General features: G+C 69.5%; 16 protein-coding genes. 8 read left to right on the plus strand and 8 right to left on the minus strand.

What is annotated here, in order from left to right; translation table 11 throughout:
• Window positions 1-6: 6 nt before the first annotated feature.
• Entirely contained in the window at window positions 7-792 is a 786-nt protein-coding gene (locus tag OO71_RS17660) for a metal-dependent hydrolase (RefSeq protein ID WP_033291269.1), read from the plus strand.
• A gap of 4 nt (window positions 793-796) precedes the next feature.
• Here OO71_RS17660 and OO71_RS17665 read toward each other — a convergent pair whose 3' ends face one another.
• Complete coding sequence (locus tag OO71_RS17665) at window positions 797-2,179, minus strand: helix-turn-helix domain-containing protein (protein ID WP_033290913.1); 1,383 nt, start codon at window positions 2,177-2,179, stop codon at window positions 797-799.
• 172 nt (window positions 2,180-2,351) lie between these two features.
• Between OO71_RS17665 and tgmA the strand changes: the two genes are divergently transcribed.
• The 3 genes from tgmA to OO71_RS17680 are packed head-to-tail and all read left to right on the plus strand — an operon-like array spanning window position 2,352 to window position 4,761.
• Window positions 2,352-2,669, plus strand: a complete 318-nt coding sequence (gene tgmA, locus OO71_RS17670; protein ID WP_033290914.1) for a putative ATP-grasp-modified RiPP — start codon at window positions 2,352-2,354, stop codon at window positions 2,667-2,669.
• Complete coding sequence (tgmB, locus tag OO71_RS17675; RefSeq protein ID WP_033290915.1) at window positions 2,666-3,652, plus strand: ATP-grasp ribosomal peptide maturase; 987 nt, start codon at window positions 2,666-2,668, stop codon at window positions 3,650-3,652. Before tgmA ends, tgmB begins: the two co-directional genes overlap by 4 nt.
• Window positions 3,649-4,761: a methyltransferase domain-containing protein gene (locus OO71_RS17680; RefSeq protein ID WP_033290916.1), complete on the plus strand. Its 1,113-nt coding sequence runs from the start codon at window positions 3,649-3,651 to the stop codon at window positions 4,759-4,761. The genes tgmB and OO71_RS17680 overlap by 4 nt, the downstream gene beginning before the upstream one ends.
• On the opposite strand, the gene OO71_RS17685 is transcribed toward OO71_RS17680, so the two are convergent.
• On the minus strand, window positions 4,728-5,489 hold the full coding sequence (locus OO71_RS17685; protein ID WP_033290917.1) for a nuclear transport factor 2 family protein: 762 nt from the start codon (window positions 5,487-5,489) through the stop codon (window positions 4,728-4,730). The genes OO71_RS17680 and OO71_RS17685 overlap by 34 nt on opposite strands.
• A gap of 155 nt (window positions 5,490-5,644) precedes the next feature.
• On the opposite strand from OO71_RS17685, the gene OO71_RS17690 reads away from it, so the two are divergent.
• Both OO71_RS17690 and OO71_RS17695 read left to right on the plus strand, forming a co-directional pair.
• Window positions 5,645-6,190: a TetR/AcrR family transcriptional regulator gene (locus tag OO71_RS17690; RefSeq protein ID WP_033290918.1), complete on the plus strand. Its 546-nt coding sequence runs from the start codon at window positions 5,645-5,647 to the stop codon at window positions 6,188-6,190.
• 71 nt (window positions 6,191-6,261) lie between these two features.
• On the plus strand, window positions 6,262-6,720 hold the full coding sequence (locus tag OO71_RS17695; protein WP_033290919.1) for an SRPBCC family protein: 459 nt from the start codon (window positions 6,262-6,264) through the stop codon (window positions 6,718-6,720).
• 18 nt (window positions 6,721-6,738) lie between these two features.
• Here OO71_RS17695 and OO71_RS17700 read toward each other — a convergent pair whose 3' ends face one another.
• The 4 genes from OO71_RS17700 to OO71_RS17715 form a co-directional block, all read right to left on the minus strand.
• Window positions 6,739-7,155, minus strand: a complete 417-nt coding sequence (locus tag OO71_RS17700; RefSeq protein WP_033290920.1) for a Dabb family protein — start codon at window positions 7,153-7,155, stop codon at window positions 6,739-6,741.
• Entirely contained in the window at window positions 7,152-8,342 is a 1,191-nt protein-coding gene (locus OO71_RS17705) for an MFS transporter (protein ID WP_033290921.1), read from the minus strand. The genes OO71_RS17700 and OO71_RS17705 overlap by 4 nt, the downstream gene beginning before the upstream one ends.
• Window positions 8,343-8,461: 119 nt before the next feature.
• Window positions 8,462-9,307 (minus strand): NmrA family NAD(P)-binding protein, encoded by an 846-nt coding sequence (locus OO71_RS17710; protein ID WP_033290922.1) that lies wholly within the window; start codon window positions 9,305-9,307, stop codon window positions 8,462-8,464.
• A 27-nt stretch (window positions 9,308-9,334) separates the two neighbouring features.
• Window positions 9,335-10,738: an MFS transporter gene (locus tag OO71_RS17715; RefSeq protein WP_033290923.1), complete on the minus strand. Its 1,404-nt coding sequence runs from the start codon at window positions 10,736-10,738 to the stop codon at window positions 9,335-9,337.
• 164 nt (window positions 10,739-10,902) lie between these two features.
• Here OO71_RS17715 and OO71_RS17720 point away from each other — a divergent pair, with 164 nt between their 5' ends.
• Both OO71_RS17720 and OO71_RS50155 read left to right on the plus strand, forming a co-directional pair.
• Complete coding sequence (locus OO71_RS17720) at window positions 10,903-13,581, plus strand: AAA family ATPase (RefSeq protein WP_033290924.1); 2,679 nt, start codon at window positions 10,903-10,905, stop codon at window positions 13,579-13,581.
• A gap of 96 nt (window positions 13,582-13,677) precedes the next feature.
• Window positions 13,678-14,016: a hypothetical protein gene (locus OO71_RS50155; protein ID WP_033290925.1), complete on the plus strand. Its 339-nt coding sequence runs from the start codon at window positions 13,678-13,680 to the stop codon at window positions 14,014-14,016.
• A gap of 2 nt (window positions 14,017-14,018) precedes the next feature.
• Here OO71_RS50155 and OO71_RS17730 read toward each other — a convergent pair whose 3' ends face one another.
• Complete coding sequence (locus OO71_RS17730; RefSeq protein ID WP_033290926.1) at window positions 14,019-15,614, minus strand: ABC transporter permease; 1,596 nt, start codon at window positions 15,612-15,614, stop codon at window positions 14,019-14,021.
• Window positions 15,611-16,510, minus strand: coding sequence for an ABC transporter ATP-binding protein (locus tag OO71_RS17735; protein ID WP_033290927.1), 900 nt, complete (start codon window positions 16,508-16,510; stop codon window positions 15,611-15,613). The genes OO71_RS17730 and OO71_RS17735 overlap by 4 nt, the downstream gene beginning before the upstream one ends.
• Window positions 16,511-16,596: the final 86 nt, after the last annotated feature.

Consider the following 16,596-nt stretch of genomic DNA (forward strand, 5'->3'; position numbering starts at 1 on the left):
ACGATGATGGGGCGCACGCACGCCCTCACCGGCTGGTGCGCGGGGCTCGCCGTGGCACCCGCGGCCGGCGTCGGCACGGTGCACCAGGCGGTGATTTTCGCCGCCACCACCGCCGGGTTCGCGCTGCTGCCGGACCTGGACCACCCCGGCGCGAGCGCGTCCCGCCTGTTCGGCTGGCTGACCGGCGCACTTTCGTGGGTACTACGCCGCATTTCGGCTGCGGTTTACGCACTGACGAAGGGCCCACGCGACGAAAAAGTGACCGGTACCCACCGGCACTTGTCCCACACGCTGCTGTTCGCCGTAGGCCTGGGCGCGGCCACATCCGCGGGTTGCGCGGCCGGCGGACCATGGGCCGTGCTGGGCGTGTTACTCCTCGGCCTGCTCCTGGCAGTCGGCGCACTGGGCGACTGGCTCCTGCTGGCCTACGGCGGCGCGGCGATCTGGTGGTACTTCACCGCGCCCGACGACCGGGTAGCCCAACTGGCGGACATCTCCGGCTGGCTGGGAGTAGCCGTCGCGGTCGGCTGTTTCGTCCACTGCCTCGGCGACTCGCTCACCGAGTCGGGCTGCCCGTTCCTGTTCCCCCTCCCGATCGCGGGGGAGACGTGGTACGAAATCCGCCCCCCGAAACCCCTGCGGCTGCACACGGGTAAGAAGGTGGAGACCCGGCTGGTGTTCCCGGTGTTCGTCCTGGTGGGAATCCTGCTGGTACCGGGAGTGTGGAACTGGGCGGTGACCACGGGGGAGCGGTTGTTCACCCCACCTGCTTCTCAAACTGCGACCCAGTGAAGCGCTATCCCGGCGTGTGAGTCCGTGCGGCAAGCTGGCGAAGGCCGGGTAGCGCGGCTTGCCAGGGGTGGTGCAGCAGGTCGGTGACGAGACGGCGGACGGTTGCCCTGGTGCGGACCTCGCCGGGCGCGGCCCGTTCGGCCGTCAGCAGCGCTTGATACGCACGGTCAGGCTTGTTCCATTGGGCGAAGCACAGGGCCACGTCGACGAGAAACCGCGCGCGGCGTTCGGTGTCGGGGAACTGGCCGAGCTGTGCAGCCTTGGCACGGTTCAGGGCGGAGCCGGCGTTGCCGAGGACGTAGTCGGCGGAAACGCGGTGGCTGATCACGTTGGCTGTCAGCGCGCGCTGCTCGGCCGGATGGTCTGTGAGCCGGGCAGCGGTCGTGTCAGCCTCGTTCAGGAAATCGGCGGTGCGGTCGTGGTCGCCGGCACGTGCCGAGGCATAGCCGGCCGAGCACATCAGGACCCCGTACAAGGTCAGATGCCGGGGATCGGGCGCCTTTCCGCGGAGGTCGAGCTGGTCTGCCGCGGTCAGGGTGAGTTCCCTGGCTCGCTCGTGGTGCCCGGCCCGCCGGCAGGCGGAGCCGAGCAGGCGCTGCGCTTCCGCGAGGGACAACGGGTCGCCCGCGGCCGCGGCGGCACGGAGAGCCCGGTCGGCGGAGATCCACTCCAGACCGCTGGCCTCCAGTTTGATCAACGCGCGGGTGGCGAGGCGGTATGCCCGCGCGACAGTGCCCGCCGTGACCGGATCCCCGGTCTGCCGGTGGGTGGCTTCGGCAGTGGTGATCAGTTCAGGCAGGCGCGCGGCCAGCTCCAAGTAGCGGCAGCCACGGAAGTCGGCGTGTGCGGCGGCAAGCACCGCCTGGAGCGTCGGGATCGGGACCGGCCGGGCTGCCGCGACGGAGTCGGTGAGGAGGACTCCTTCCAAGCGGCGGGTCAGGAACGCCGCCGAGTCGACCTCGATGGCGTTCGCGGCCTGGGCATTCGGCGCGCCGAACGGGGCACCGGCAGCAACGATGCTGCCGCCCGCGGCGAGCAGGAACGCGCGTCGTCGCACCGGATCATCCCTTTCCTGGCTCAAGTCGTGCCTCACCCTAGGAGCCGCCGTTGTCGAGTCAGGGGAGGCAGGCCGCGGCGTCGGCTCGTTCGTGAGACCGAACGCTTCCACGGGCAAGGCGAGCACGGTCGCGAAGCGGCGCAGTACGACAAGGTCGCGGAGCCCGCGCCGGCCGTTCTCGAACCGGGAGATCGTGGAGGCTGAGCAGCCGAAACGTTCGCCGAGCTCGCCTTGGGACCAGCCGAGCTCCGCACGGGCGTGGCGCAGCACCGCCGGGTGATCACCGCGGCGCGCGGCGTCCCAGAGCGCAGGCGACCACCAGTCCGGCACGGCGTTCCCCTCGTCTTGTTGTCGCACCTACGGTAGCCGCTCGACTACGAATGCAACCACATTTGCGTGGTTGGCACATGCCGTGCAGATCCGGCACGACAGGCTTCTCGCCTGGTCAGCGCATTCCTACCGTCGAGGTAGGGCACCGCCGCAGAGAAGAAATGAGGAGATCATGCTGACGACGATCGAGGGCCTCGAGCCGGAACCGGGCGCCAGCCCGCTGGCATCGGCGGCGTTGCGTTTCCTGGTGCGGCAGTCGGACCAGGCAGACCGGCCGGGTCCGGCTGCCACCCGTCCGTTCGGATTGAACGGCGCCACGCCGGTCGATCCGCCGGTTCGGCGGGAGTTCTGCTACTGCCCGGAGAAGCAGGTCGCGGTCGACGAGCACGGTCTTCCGTTGATCGAGACGATGGGCAAGGACTGGCGCACCAAATCGTCGACCGACGGCGACGAAGGCCCGGAGGAGAACTGGGGCTGGGAAGAGGCATGACTCGAAATCCGGGAACGGTGGTGATCTTCGCCCAGGAAGCCGACGCGCCCGTGGACGCCGTCGTCCGCGAACTCGACCGGCGCGGAGCAGCGGTGTTCCGCGCGGACACCGCCTGGTTTCCCCAGCGCTTGTCCCTGGACGCGCGCCTCGACCGCGACGGGCGCTGGCGCGGGATCCTGTGCACTGAACACCGTGCCGTCGCGCTGGAGGACATCGACGCGATCTGGTATCGCGATCCCTCGGCGTTCTCGTTCCCGGCCGCGCTGACCGAGGTCGAGCGTGCCTACGCCCATCGCGAGGCGCGGCTCGGCTTCGGCGGCGTGCTCGCCGCACTTCCGGTGCTCTGGGTCAATCACCCCAACCGCGCAGCCGACGCGATGTTCAAGCCTCTCCAGCTGGCCACTGCCGCTGCCTGCGGGCTGCGCGTCCGGCCCACTCTGGTCACCAACTCGCCTGCCGCCGCGTCCCGCTTCGCCCGCGAGCACCGCACCGGCGGGACGGTCTGTAAGTCGTTCGGGCCGAACACGATCACCGAAGGCGGACAGCTCAAGGTCGCCTACACTCGTCGGCTCGGCGCCACCGACCTCGCCGCGCTGGACGGGGTCGCAACGACTGCCACTCAATTGCAGGGCTGGGTCGACAAGACGCATGAGGCGAGGGTCATCGTGATCGGCGAGCGGATGTTCACCATCACCATCACCGCGGATTCACCGTCGGCTCACGTCGACTGGCGGTCTGACTTCGCTGCGCTGCGCTACCGACTCGTCGACACGCCGCGTGAAGTGGAGAACGGATTGCGCCGCTACCTTGACAATCTGGACCTTGCTTATGCGGCAGTGGATTTCGCGATCGATCAGGACGGATTCTGTTTCCTCGAAAGCAATTCTTCCGGCCAGTACGGCTGGCTCGAAGCCCAGACCGGGGCGCCGCTCACTGCCGCGTTGGCCGACCTGCTCACCCGTCGCGCAAGGAGCCGCCCGTGATCCATCCCGGCCTCGAGTGGAAGTCGCACGCCGCCCGGCTTGCCGATGATCTGATCGCCGCAGGCAAGCTGACCGATCCGCGGCTGGCCGACGCTGTCCGCGAGACACCGCGGCACGTGTTCGTCCCGGCCTACCACCGGCAAACCGCCGATGGCGGCTGGGCCGAGCACCGCAGCACGGACGATCTCGCCGCTGTCTACGCCAATACCGCCTTGATCACCGCGCTCACGCCGGAACGTGCGGTGCTTTCGTCGTCGACCCAACCGGGGCTGATGACTCGCATGATCGAATCACTGCAGCTCGCCGACGGAATGCGGGTGCTGGAGATCGGCACCGGGACCGGCTACAACGCCGCCCTGCTGACGCACCTGCTCGGCGAGCGGAACGTGTTCTCCATCGACATCGAACCCGGTCTCGTCGAGCTGGCCCGCACACGGATACCCGGCCGTCCGACGCTCGTCACCGGCGACGGCGCGCAGGGACTGCCCGAGCATGCTCCCTTCGACGCGATCATCGCGACCTGCGCAGTTCCTGCAATCCCGTGGCCCTGGATCGACCAGGTCCGGCCTGGCGGGGTGATCCTGGCCGATCTCAAGCCTGCGCCCGGCGCAGGCAGCCTGGTCCGTCTCACGAGGCAAGGTGACGGCGCCGAAGGACGTTTCGACCCCACGTACGCGGCATTCATGGATCTGCGTCCTGCGCCCGGCACCGCCGGATTCCGGGTCGAGCGAGGCCATGCGGAGTACCGCACCACCGACGTGGACCCGAACACCCCGTGGACGTCGTTGGTCACCTGGTTCATCGCATCATTCGACCTGGGATCCGAAATTGCTTACGGCTACACCTTTCCCGAAGGCTCAGCTGCGTCCTCGATCGCCACCCCGGACGGCTCCTGGGCCGAAATCACCCTCGCCGCCGAGAACGGACGGCACGCAGTCGCGGAAGGTGGGCCGCGTCGCCTCTGGCGTCTGGTCGAGGAAGCTCACCGTCTCTGGACCGATCTCGGCTGCCCGGGATGGGATCGCTTCGGCTTCACCGCTACGCCGCAAGCGCAAACCGTCTCGCTCGATGGCGGTCACTCCTGGCGAGTCACCGGCGGACCGGAGTAATCCCGAGACCGCACGATCCTCCCCTCCCGCATCGTCATCACCATTGCGTACGTCGACACATATGGCTTGCCCTCCATCTCGCCGTGCAGGTCGAACTCCGTCACCAGTACCTCCGGGTCGCTGGTCTGATGCACGACCACCCGGTCCGCCTTCGTGATCCGGCGTCGGCTGGCTGCCTGGTGGAAGCGTTTGCGCAACTCCTCCCGGCCCTGTGTCATCGTCGGCACTCCGGCTGGGGCGAACGGGATTTCGATCACCACGTCCTCGGCGTACAGGTCGGCCAGGTCGTCCCAGCGGTTGTCCACTGAGGCGGCCAGGAAGCGCTCGAACACGGCCTCAGTACCCATGACCGTGCTCGCCGCGCCGACGTTGGGGTAGTCGCGGTACCTGGTCACCTTGCCGTCGCGCACGTTCAGCATTCCCACCGACGACGGGAAGCGGTACGTGTCGCCGGTGTGCGGGTTGCGGCCCTCGGCGATGAGTTCGACGGCGAATCCGTCGGCCGTTTCCGTAGTGGTGACCTGCACTTTCTCCAATCCGATCGCCCGTGCACGAGTGCTCCCGGCGGCGAGTGTGGACAGGACCGCATCCCGGCCCTCCGCCCGATCGCCGGTGAACGGGGTTTCGTACACGGCGTCGTCCGCGAGGACGGTGGCCAGCGGCGCGGGGTCGAACGAGCTCAGCGCTTGCGCCACGCTCGCAGCGACTTCGGAGACGGTATGGGGCATCGGAAATCCTTCCCAAGGGCATAATCGGAACGTTGGACCCGCTTAGCACGATACGGAGCACCGACTCCGGTTGTCAACGAGAGCGATCTCGGACACGCTCCGGCGCAACCGAGAATGGGATACGGAAGAATCGCTTGACCCCGAGGAGGCCGCCGGTGGACAAACCCGCGCTGCGTGCGGATGCGCGTCGCAACCGTGCCCGCGTGCTCGCCGCTGCTGAAGCGGCCTTCGCGGCCGACGGGCTGGCGGTTCCGCTCGACGACATCGCGCGGCTGGCAGGTGTCGGCGCGGGTACGGTCTACCGGCATTTCCCCAGTAAGGAAGTGTTGTTCCAGGCGGTGGTCGTGGAGCGGCTGCAGCAGTACTCGGCTGAGGCGCAGGAACTCGTCGACTCCGACGCGCCCGGCGAAGCCTTCTTCGACTACTTCACGCGCGTCATCGAGCAGGCGTCGACAAACCGTGCGATCTGCGAAGCGCTCGGTGAGACGAGCGGGTCTGCGTACAAGGCTGAAGCGAGCGAAAGGTTCCGCGTGAACCTAGAGGCGCTTCTGGAACGCGCGCAGGCCGCGGGCGCTGTACGTACTGACATCGACGGCGAAGACCTGCGCGCGCTCATCGTGGGTGCCTTGGCGGTGGAGCGGTATACGCCCGACAGTCGCCATCTGGTCCGCGTACTGCTCGACGGGCTGCGTACCCATTAAGTGATTCCTACCGACGCGAACGGTTCTCCGTTCGTGCGACCGTGATCCGAGCCGCCGGGAAGGGTGCGCAAATGATCACCGGAATCGATGTGAACGCACCTGTGGTGGTGCACCGCGACGTCGTCATCGACGCACCATTGCCGCGCGCATGGGAATTGCTCACGGACGTTTCTTCGTGGCCGCAATGGCATCCGGACATCACCGTCGCCGAAGCCGACCGTCCGCTGCGCGAGAGCGACACCTTCCGCTGGCGCGCGGGCGGGCTCGACGTCGAGTCCACTGTGTACCTGTCGAAGCCGCCGCGCCGGATCGTCTGGGGCGAAAACGTCCGGGGCATCACGGCCGTCCACGTGTGGACGTTCGACCTCGCCGGTCCTTCCGTGCACGTGCGCACCGAACAGTCCTGGGCCGGGGAACCGGTACTCGCCGACGTCGAGGGCATCCAGGCGGTGCTCGGCGATTCGCTTGCCGCGTGGCTCGGTTACCTCAAGGAAGCAGCGGAAACCGGCCGACGCGGGCGTGCGAGGTAAGCACGCCCGCGTCGGGGGTCAGTTCCCGTGTTTGCCGGGGGCGGCACTGCCCGTGTACTCGTTGAGGCCGGAAACCAGGTCGGCGATCTCGGGCTTGTTCTCGTACCGGCGCCGGTGGATGTCGGCGATCTTGGCGCCCACCTCCGGGTCCGGGTCGTCGGTGACGTCGTAGGACACGAACTTGTCGACGATCGGCAGCCCGGACCGGTCCATCGCCAGGTGCGCCGGGTGGTTCATGTACACCTCGTACGCCTCGAGGTCCTCGAGCACCGTGACGGCGCCGTATTCGTATTCCCCGCCGAAATCGGGGCCGACGACGCGGTGCTTGATGACCGGAATGGCGTTGATGTGGTCCCGCATCTGGGCGAGCCGGGCCGTTTTGTCCTCCTCGGAGACACCGGGCTTGAGAGTGAACCGGATGCAGTGGTAGATCATCGGATCTTCCTTTCGGTGCGGATACGGAATCCGGCCGCGGCGAGTGCCGCGCCGGTGACCATGGCGATCCCGGCCGTCGTGAAGGCGCCACCGACGCCGACGGCCTCGATCAGGGGCTGGATGAGCAGCGGGGACAGGAACTGGCCGAGGAAGATCCCGGAGACGAGCCCGCTGAGGACGCGGCCCCGCCACGCCGGTGCGGCGAGCTCGGACAGCCGCAGGGTGACGTTGGGGACCGAAAGCCCGAGCCCGGCGCCGCCGACGAGCAGCCCGGCCGCGGTACCCAGCACGGAGTCGGTGCTGCCGATCAGCAGCCAGCCCGCGCCCAGCAGTGCGACGGCGCCGGTGATGATCGCGGTGAACCCCAAGCGCTTGCGTACCACCGGAAACGCCAGCGCACCGAGCAGGCTGCTCAGGGTGCTTCCGGCGAGGACGACACCCACGACCGCGGGCCCGACGCCGAGACTCTCCAGCCGGAACGGCACCTGGGTCGGCGCCATGTAGAAGAGCACGGTCACGCCGAGCGCGAGCAGGTAGATGCCGAACACCCGGCCGAGCGTGCCGCGGGTCGCCGGCGCATCGGGGGCAACCGCGGCAGCCGTTTCGCGTGGCCGGTCCTGCACTGACAGAATCGCGAACAGCGCGACCACCGCGGCGAGGCTGTACAGCCAGAACGGCACCCGCCAGCTGATCGTCGCGAGCACACCGGCCAGCGGCAGGAACACGACGCCACCGAGGCTTGCGAAAGCCTGTTGCAGGCCAAGGAAAGCGGCCCGCTTCGGTCCGTCGAACCAGTCGGCGACCGTCGAGCTGACCGCCGTCATCACCCCGCCGATGGCGATGCCGAGCACCGCGCGGGTCGCCACCAGGACGTAGAGATCGGTGACGAAGAACCCGGCGGTGCCACTGATCGCGTACAGCAGGAGCGCCGTCACCAATAGCGGACGGCGTCCGGCGCGATCGGCGATCAGTCCGGACAGCGGGGCGCTGACGGCGATCATCAGCGACGTGATCGTCATCGCGAGCCGGACCAGCAGGGCAGCTCCCGGCTCGGCGGCGAAGACCTGCTCCATCGTCGGCAGGCTGGGCGAGACGACCGCGGGCGCCATGATCGTCAGCATCGCCGCGGCGAGGATCGTGCCGCGGGCGAGGCGGCGCGGCGCTCTGCGATCGGCTTGCGTTGTCATGTCTTCACGATCGCGTGCACCGGCCCGCGTTCGCGTCGGTGAGAATCACTTACTTCGCGGGGTCCGGGATACGCAAAACGGCGGGCGTGATCAGAGATCACGCCCGCCGTCGAAGGGGTTCAGCGAGTGAATGCGCTGGCGTAGTCGCGGGCGAAGTCGGCGACATCGCGCGCGGGATACCCGGTCAGGTCGCTGACGGCGGTGGTCACCTGCGCGGCTTCACCCCGGGCGTAGTGCGCGTAGTCCTCCAGCAGGCCTTCGAGCTGCCACGGCGGAATGAAGCCGGCCAGCGCGGCCGCGAACTGCTCGTCGGACGCGTCGCGGAACGCGATCTCCCGTCCGGTGGCGGTGGCGATCGCCTCGGCGATCTGGTCGTGGGTCACCGCGCGCGGCCCGGTCAGCGTGTACGTGTTGCCAGCGTGCCCGGTTCCGGTCAGCACGGCCGCCGCGGCGGCTGCGATGTCTCTGGTGTCGATGGCGCTCACCGCCGCGCCGTGGATGGGCGCGGCGAACCAGCCCTGCGCGATGGTACCGGCGGAAGCGAGCAGTGCCTGCAGGTAAAGGTTGGGGCGCAACACAGTGTGGTCGAGTCCGAGCGTCTTGACGTGTGCCTCGACCTCGGCGTGCCAGCGCAGAAAGCGCACCGGCGAGTCGGCAGTCGCCGCGTATTGCGAGAGCAGCACGAGCCGCGGTACCCCGGCGGCAAGGGTCAGGTCGGCGAATCGGATCTGGAGTTCCGCGGCGTCGGCAGTCGACGGGCTGTTGAGGAAGACCGCGTCGACCCCCTTCAGCGCGGCGGTGATCGAATCCGGTTCCTTCAGGTCGGCGACCACGGTTTCGGCGCCGAGTACGGAAAGGTCGGGATTGCGGGTCATCGCACGGACGTTGACGCCGCGGTCCTGCAAAGCCGGGATCAGTGCGGAGCCGACGGTTCCGGTCGCGCCGGTCACGAGAACGTTGTACATGGTGGTGCCTCTCTGGATGGTGGTGGATCAGCTGAGGACTGCGGCAGGCTGGGGGCGGACCACGCGGACGAGGGAGATGGCCAGCGCGATGAGGACGAGGGCCGCCTCGCCGATGAATGCGGTGGTGAAGGCGATGTCGCCGGTCTTGCCCGCGGCGCCGATGGCGATCCCGGCCAGCGCCGCGAGCCCGACCGCGCCACCCAGCTGCTGTGCCGCGTTGATCAGGCCGCTGAGCAGGCCGGATTCCCCTGGCGCGCTGTCTTTGACGCCCATTGCGGTGGCGTTGACGAGGCCGAGCCCGAGGCCGGTGCCGATGAGGAGGAACGCGCCGGCGAGGCTGATCGAGAAGCCGCTGGCCGTCCGGTCGAGCACCAGCCAGACGAAACCGGCGAGCAGCACGACGAGGCCGATCGGCAGCGCACGGGCGACCCCGGTCGCCTTGGCCAGCAGCGGCGCGAGCACGCTGCCCACGATGATCATGCCGGCGATCGGGAGCTGGGTCATCCCGCTCGTCAGCGGATCCATCCCGAGCTCCTGCTGCTGGTACTGCGGCAGGAAGAAGAACAGGCTGGTCAGCGTGCCACCGAGCAGCAGGACCACGAGGTTCGACGTGATCACCGGCTTGCGGCGGAACACGTGCAGCGGCACCAGCGGGTGCTCGGACCGCCGTTCGACGGCGACGAACGCGGCAAGGGAGAGCAGGCCGACCGCAATGCCGATGATCGTGCCGGGCGAGCCCCAGCCTGCGTCCGAGGCGGTGACCATGCCGAGGGCGAGGCCGGACGTACCCACGGAGATGGTGATCGCGCCGAGCGCGTCGAACTTGCCGGGCCTGCCGGGAACGGACGGGATCGCGCGCCACACGATCAGCGCACCGGCGAGACCGAACGGCACCGGGGCGAGGAACACCGACTGCCAGCCGAGTACCTGGGTCAGCGTGCCGCCGAGGAACACCCCGATGAGGCTGCCGAAGCCCGCGATCGCTCCCCAGATACCCAGCGCGCGGGTGCGTTCCGCGGGGGTCGGGTGGATGGCGAGCACGAGCGACAGCGCAGCGGGCATCACCAGCGCGGCGCCCGCCCCCTGCCCGATCCGGGCGGCGATCAGCACGCTGCTGCTGGTCGCCAGCGCACAGGCGAGCGAAGCGGTGAGGTAGACGACCATCCCGCCCAGGAACATCCTGCGGCTCCCGAGCACGTCGGCGAGCCGTCCGCCGAGCAGCAGCAGACCGGCGAACGCCACCAGGTAGCTGCCCACGACGACGGTGAGCTCGGCAGCGGTGAGCCCGAGGCCCGCGCGGATCGCCCGCGAGGCCAGGTTCACCATCGCGTTGTCGAGAATGACCAGGAACATCGCCGTGGCCAGGCCGACCATCGCCACCCCTCGGGGCAGCCGGGGCCGGACGGTGCCCGGCGCGGTTTCGTCGCTCATCGTTTCGTCCCCTTGTGCACGCTGTCGGTTGGTTCTGATGCCATGACGATGGCGGGTACCACCGGTGGTTCGCGTCGGTGATCGACACCTATTTGCCCCTTTCGACAGGTGCGCACGGGCACGTAAGGGGCAAGCCGGACGGCATCCGCCCTATGGTTCGTCACATGGCCACGACGACCTCGCGCCCGCTCGTCGGCAGGCACGACGAGACCAGCCGGCTGCTCGCCCTCGTGCGCGCCGCGGAAACCGGGGCAGGTGGCGGGCTCGTCCTGCGCGGTGAACCGGGGATCGGGAAGAGCGCCCTGCTGGCACACCTCGAGCAGGTATCGGACAAGGTCCAGGTCATCCGGGCCTCCGGGGCCGAGTTCGAGGGTGAGCTGCCGTTCGCCGCGTTGCACCAGCTGTGCGTGCCGTTGTCGGCGCACCTCGACTCGCTCGCCGCGCCTTACCGCGACGCGCTGCTGATCGCGTTCGGGCTGGCCGACGGCGCGCCGGAGCCGTTCCGGGTCGGCCTTGCCACGCTCGAACTGCTCGCGACGGCCGCGGCGGACCGGCCGCTGCTGTGTCTCGTGGATGACGCGCACTGGATGGACACCGCGTCCGCGACGGCGTTGACATTCGTGGCCAGGCGCATTGCGGCCGAGCCGATCGCGATGGTGTTCGCGGCTCGTGACCAGGAGGTCGTCCGCGGGCTGGACGAGCTGCCCGAGCTGGTCGTCGGCGGGTTGAGCGACACGGACGCGCGAGCCCTGCTGTCCGGGGAGAAGGCCGGGGTCCTCGACGACCGGGTCCGCGATCGCCTGCTCGCCGAAGCGAGGGGGAACCCGCTCGCGCTCATCGAGCTGCCGCATGCAGGTGGGTTCGCGCTGCCAACGCCGTCGCCGGTGGCGAGCCGGATCGAGCGGAGTTTCCTTGGCCGGATGGCGGACCTGCCGCCGGACGCGCAGCTGCTGCTGGTGGTCGCGAGTGCCGATTCGACCGGTGACCAGAGTCTGTTGTGGACGGCCGCGCAGCAGCTCGGCATCGACGTGGCCGCCGCGAGCGCCGCTGCCGAAGCGTCCGGGCTGATGTTCTTCGACACGCGGCCCAAGTTCTGCCACCCGCTGGCGCGCTCGGCGGTGTACCGCGGAGCCGGGGCGGAGCGGCGCCGGACGGCCCATCGGGCGCTGGCGGAGGCCACCGATCCGGCCACCGCGTCGGACCGGCTGGCCTGGCATCGCGCACAGGCCACCACCGGACCGGACGAAGGGGTTGCCGCCGAGCTGGAGTCGTCGGCGTCGCGCGCGCAGGCACGCGGGGGAGTTGCGGCGGCGGCGGCGTTCCTCGGCCGGGCGGCGGCGCTTTCGCTGGACCCGGCAAAGCAGGTCGAACGCACGATCGCGGCCGCCGAGGCCACGCTTGCGGCAGGCAAGGCGCAAGCGGCGGCGGACCTGCTGGCCGGGATCGACACCGACGCACTGGACGATCTTCAGCACGCATCGGTCGACCTGCTGCACGGCCAGATCGCGTTCGTCGAAGAGACCTCGGGCGCGGTCCGGGGGTCGGAACTCATTCTGCGGGCAGCGCAGCGGCTCGCTGCCGTCGATCCGGAACGGTCTCGCGAATGTTTCGTGGCGGCGCTGGAGATGGGGCTCGTCGTCGGGCGAGCGGGCGGGGTGATGGACCGGGTACTCGACGCGGCCAGGTCAGCGCCACCGGCGGTGGGACCACCGGATCTCCTTGACGCGCTGGTGTCGTTGAGCACCGAAGGCCCCCGCGCCGGGATACCCGCGCTTCGCCGCGTGTTCGACGGCGAGGAGGCGGCCTGGACCAAGGCACCCGCACTGGCCACGGTGCTGTCGGGCGAGCTGTGGGACGTCGACCTGCACGCGGCCACCACCGAATGGCTGGTGCGGACGGGACGGGACACGGGATCGCCGATGACGATGCGGCTCGGCTTGTCGCAGGTGGCGTTGTCCGCGGCGTTCAGCGGCGATTTCGCACAGGCAATGGCGGCGATCGCCGAGGAGGAGGCGATTGCCGACGTCGTCGGGGACCTTCCGCAGCTGTACCCGCGAGTGCATCTGGCCGCGATGCGGGGCCGCCGCCAGGAGGTGGCCGACCTGTTCGCCGAGGTGATGAACCGGGGTACCGGCCAGCAGACCGCGAATGCGCACTGGGCGATGGCCGTGCTGCACAACGGTCTCGCCGAATATCCGGCAGCGCTGGCCGCGGCCACGACAGCCGTTGCGGGCGGCGATCTTTTCCTAGCCGGCATCGCGCTGCCCGAACTGGCCGAGGCCGCGGTCCGGTGCGGCGAGCACGCGGTTGCGCAGTCGGCAGTCGAGTCCTTGACCGAGCGGACGGAACCGGCCGGAACCCCTTGGGCGCTTGGCATGGCGGCGGGCGCGCGGGCCCTGGTCAGCGACGCCGAAGACGACTACGTGGCGGCCGTCGAGCACCTCACCGGCACCCCGCTGGCGCTGAACCTCGCGCGGGCGCACCTGCGGTACGGGGAGTGGCTACGCCGCACCGGCCGTCGTCGCGATGCCCGCCAGCACCTGCGGACCGCGCACGAACAGCTGTCCGAGATCGGGTCGGAAGCGTTCGCCAAGCGTGCCGCCGACGAGTTGCGCGCCACCGGCGAAGTGGCCCGGAGCCGTTCCGAGCACACCTACGATCGCTTGACGATGCAGGAAATGCACATCGCCCGCGAGGTCGCCGCGGGTGCCACGACCAAAGAGGTGGCCACGCGGCTGTTCCTCAGCCCGCGCACGGTGGAAGCCCATCTGCGCAAGATCTTCCAGAAACTCGAGATCACGTCGCGCAGGCAGCTGCGCGACATGCCCGACCTCCTGAGTTGAGCCGTGTCGGCTCAAGTTGCACGGTGTGTAACGGCGCCTATGATCAACGCGACGAGTTCCTCGTAGCCGAGTGATGGCGCGGCGAGGAGGTGCCGGATGTCGGACACCACTCCCACCTGGGGGTACGTCGTCGTGACCGGTCTCGCCGGGTTTGCCGGCGGCCTGCTCGTCGCGGCGCTCCTGGTCGCGGGCAGCGCACCCCGTCCGGCCGGGCAGTCCTCGCCGCCACCCAGCCCGACCCCCGCGCAGCCGGTCACGGTGACGGTGACCGGCCTCCCTCCGCCGCCGATCACCGTCACCCATCGCGAGCCGGCTCCACCGCCGCGCACCACCACCGCGACGGTGTCGGTCACTCCGGCCCCGTCGACCCCGGAGTCGGGCCCCCCGACTTCGCTGAGCCCGACTCTCGGGTTCTACCCGGGCGCGGAACGCTGACGTCAGCCGACGTCCCGGCGGCGCCAGCCGGCCAGTCCGGTCCCGAGCACCACGACCCCGACGGCCAGCAGCACCACCAGCGGCAGCGCGGTGAACGCCTCCCCTGGCACCTTCGGCGGGTGCTGGAACGGCGAGATGTCCAGCAGCGCCTGCGGAGCGTTGACGACCGGCCCGAACAGGCTGATCAGCAGCGCCAGCGCTGCCACTCCCCACGCCGCGCTCGCGGCCTTCGGCAGGAAACCGAAGATCAGCGCCGCCACCGCGACGATCACCCAAGCCGCGGGTACCTGTACTGCAACGGCCGCGACCATGTGCGCCACCGAGCCGCCGACGTCACCGCTGCGCAGCCCGTTCGACAGCCCCAGCAGCACTCCGCCGACCAGCACGAGCAACGCCGTACCCAGGAATGCGAACACGAGGTGGCTAGCCGCCCAGCGGAGCCGTCCGACGCGCGTCGCGAGCAGAGGTTCCAGCCGTATTGCGGTTTCCTCGGTGCGCATCCGCAGCGTCGCCTGTACGCCGTAGAGCGAGGCGAGCATGGCGAACAGGCCGACCATGGTGGCGAGGAACGCGTCGACGATCCCGTTCGAACCGCCGAGCCGTTCGAAAATCTGCCTCGTCTGCTCGGTTTCGCCGACCAGACCGGAAATCCCTTGCGCGATCGTCCCGAACAGCGCGCCGCCGATCGCGAGCCCGGCCAGCCAGCCGATCAGCGGACCCCGCTGCAACCGCCAGGCCAGTGAGAACGGCGACCGCAACGACGATGCGGCTTCGGCGGGCCCGAGCCGCGGCGGGAGCAGGCCGACCCCGACATCACGCCGCGGCAGCAGGGCGTAAGCGACCACGCACAGCACGATCGTGGTCGCGATCGGCAAGGCCAGTACCCACCAGCGTTCCCCGGCGAACGGCCGGATCTGCTGCGCCCAGCCGAGCGGCGAAATCCACGACAGCCAATGCGCGTCGGAGGTCGAATCACCCGCGCCGCGCAACAGGAACGCGACGCCGATCGCGGCGGTACCGATGCTGTTGGCCGTGCGCGAGTATTCGCCGAGTTGCACTGCCACCGCAGCGATTCCGGTGAAAACCAGACCGGCGAGCGCGGTGCTCGCCCCGAGGGCCACCGAACCGGCGGGCGGGAGTTTCCCGGCCAGCGACGCCGCTTGCAGTACCCCGATGAGCAGGCTTGCGCTGCCGGTGACCACCACTGCGGCGGTGAGCGGCGCGTACCGTCCGACCACAGTGGACGCCAGCAGTTCGGCGCGGCCCGAGTCCTCTTCGGCGCGCGTGTGCCGGGTGAGCGTGAACACCGCCATCAGCGCGGTCAGCAGGGCCAGGATCCCGCCCATTCGCCAGGCGATGAAGCCACCGGCCGAGCTGAGGTCGAACGCCGGACCGTAAAGCAGCGAGAACGACGGGTTCGCGGCGGCCGACGCCGACAGCGCGGCCCGGCTCGCGGCGGTCGGGTAGAACTGGTCGTAACTGCTCACTGTGGCCGCCGGGACCACGCTCAGCAGCACGATCCAGATGGGCAGGATCACCCGGTCACGGCGTAGGGCGAGCCGGATCAGCTGCCGGGTTCCATTGAGGGCGCCGTTCATTTCCCGGCCTCGAGCTCGTCGGCGTAGTGGCGCAGGAAGAGCTCCTCCAGCGTCGGCGGACGGCTTTCGAGGCTGCGTACGCCGATCTGGGTCAGCTGGCGGAGCGCGTCGTCGAGGGCCCTGGTTTCCACGTCGAAGTGGACGCGGTTGCCCTGCACCTTGAGGTCGTGCACGTCGGCGAGCTTGGCCAGCCCGTTCGGCGGCCCGGCCAGCTCCGCGGCGATCGAGGTGCGGGTGAGGTGGCGCAGTTCGGCGAGCGTTCCGGTCTCGACCGTACGGCCGTTGCGGATGATGCTCACCTTGTCGCACAAGGCTTCCACCTCGGCGAGGATGTGGCTGGAGAGCAGCACGGTGCGACCCTGCTCGCGTTCCTCCTGGATGACCTCCTGGAAGGTGGCCTCCATCAGCGGGTCGAGACCCGAGGTGGGTTCGTCGAGCAGCAGCAGGTCCACAGTGGACGCCAGCGCGGCCACGATGGCGACTTTCTGCCGGTTGCCCTTGGAGTACGTGCGGCCCTTCTTGCGCGGGTCGAGGTCGAAGCGCTCGACGAGTTCCTTGCGGCGCTTCTGGTCGAGGCCGCCACGCAGCCTGCCGAGCAGGTCGATGACCTCGCCGCCGGAGAGGTTGGGCCAGAGGTTGACGTCGCCGGGCACGTATGCAAGCCGGTGGTGCAGGCTCGCGGCGTCGCGCCACGGGTCGCCGCCGAGCAGCCGGACCTCACCGGCGTCGGCGTGCAGCAGTCCGAGCAGGACCCGGATGGTGGTGGACTTCCCGGCACCGTTCGGGCCGAGGAAGCCGTGCACTTCCCCCGCGGGAACCTGGAGATCGAGGCCGTCGAGGGCCTTCACCCGGCCGAATGCCTTGTGCAGGCCGGAGATCGAGATGGCGTTTCCCATGCCACGGAAGCTACACTGATTTCACGAACTTGTGAAGTTAAGAAAATGTCTAGATCGAGTGATCTTACGGACGGTGGTGCGAGAGG

Origin of the sequence: Amycolatopsis jejuensis (assembly GCF_000717335.1) — a bacterium.
GTDB lineage: Bacteria > Actinomycetota > Actinomycetes > Mycobacteriales > Pseudonocardiaceae > Amycolatopsis > Amycolatopsis jejuensis.

Bases quoted from the DNA above. Each gene is read 5' to 3' on its own strand.
- OO71_RS17660 (WP_033291269.1), top strand. From the start codon at position 7: ATGGGGCGCACGCACGCCCTCACCGGCTGGTGCGCGGGGCTCGCCGTG.
- tgmA (WP_033290914.1), top strand. From the start codon at position 2,352: ATGCTGACGACGATCGAGGGCCTCGAGCCGGAACCGGGCGCCAGCCCG.
- tgmB (WP_033290915.1), top strand. From the start codon at position 2,666: ATGACTCGAAATCCGGGAACGGTGGTGATCTTCGCCCAGGAAGCCGAC.
- OO71_RS17685 (WP_033290917.1), bottom strand. From the start codon at position 5,489: ATGCCCCATACCGTCTCCGAAGTCGCTGCGAGCGTGGCGCAAGCGCTG.
- OO71_RS17695 (WP_033290919.1), top strand. From the start codon at position 6,262: ATGATCACCGGAATCGATGTGAACGCACCTGTGGTGGTGCACCGCGAC.
- OO71_RS17700 (WP_033290920.1), bottom strand. From the start codon at position 7,155: ATGATCTACCACTGCATCCGGTTCACTCTCAAGCCCGGTGTCTCCGAG.
- OO71_RS17705 (WP_033290921.1), bottom strand. From the start codon at position 8,342: ATGACAACGCAAGCCGATCGCAGAGCGCCGCGCCGCCTCGCCCGCGGC.
- OO71_RS17710 (WP_033290922.1), bottom strand. From the start codon at position 9,307: ATGTACAACGTTCTCGTGACCGGCGCGACCGGAACCGTCGGCTCCGCA.
- OO71_RS17715 (WP_033290923.1), bottom strand. From the start codon at position 10,738: ATGAGCGACGAAACCGCGCCGGGCACCGTCCGGCCCCGGCTGCCCCGA.
- OO71_RS17720 (WP_033290924.1), top strand. From the start codon at position 10,903: ATGGCCACGACGACCTCGCGCCCGCTCGTCGGCAGGCACGACGAGACC.
- OO71_RS50155 (WP_033290925.1), top strand. From the start codon at position 13,678: ATGTCGGACACCACTCCCACCTGGGGGTACGTCGTCGTGACCGGTCTC.
- OO71_RS17730 (WP_033290926.1), bottom strand. From the start codon at position 15,614: ATGAACGGCGCCCTCAATGGAACCCGGCAGCTGATCCGGCTCGCCCTA.
- OO71_RS17735 (WP_033290927.1), bottom strand. From the start codon at position 16,510: ATGGGAAACGCCATCTCGATCTCCGGCCTGCACAAGGCATTCGGCCGG.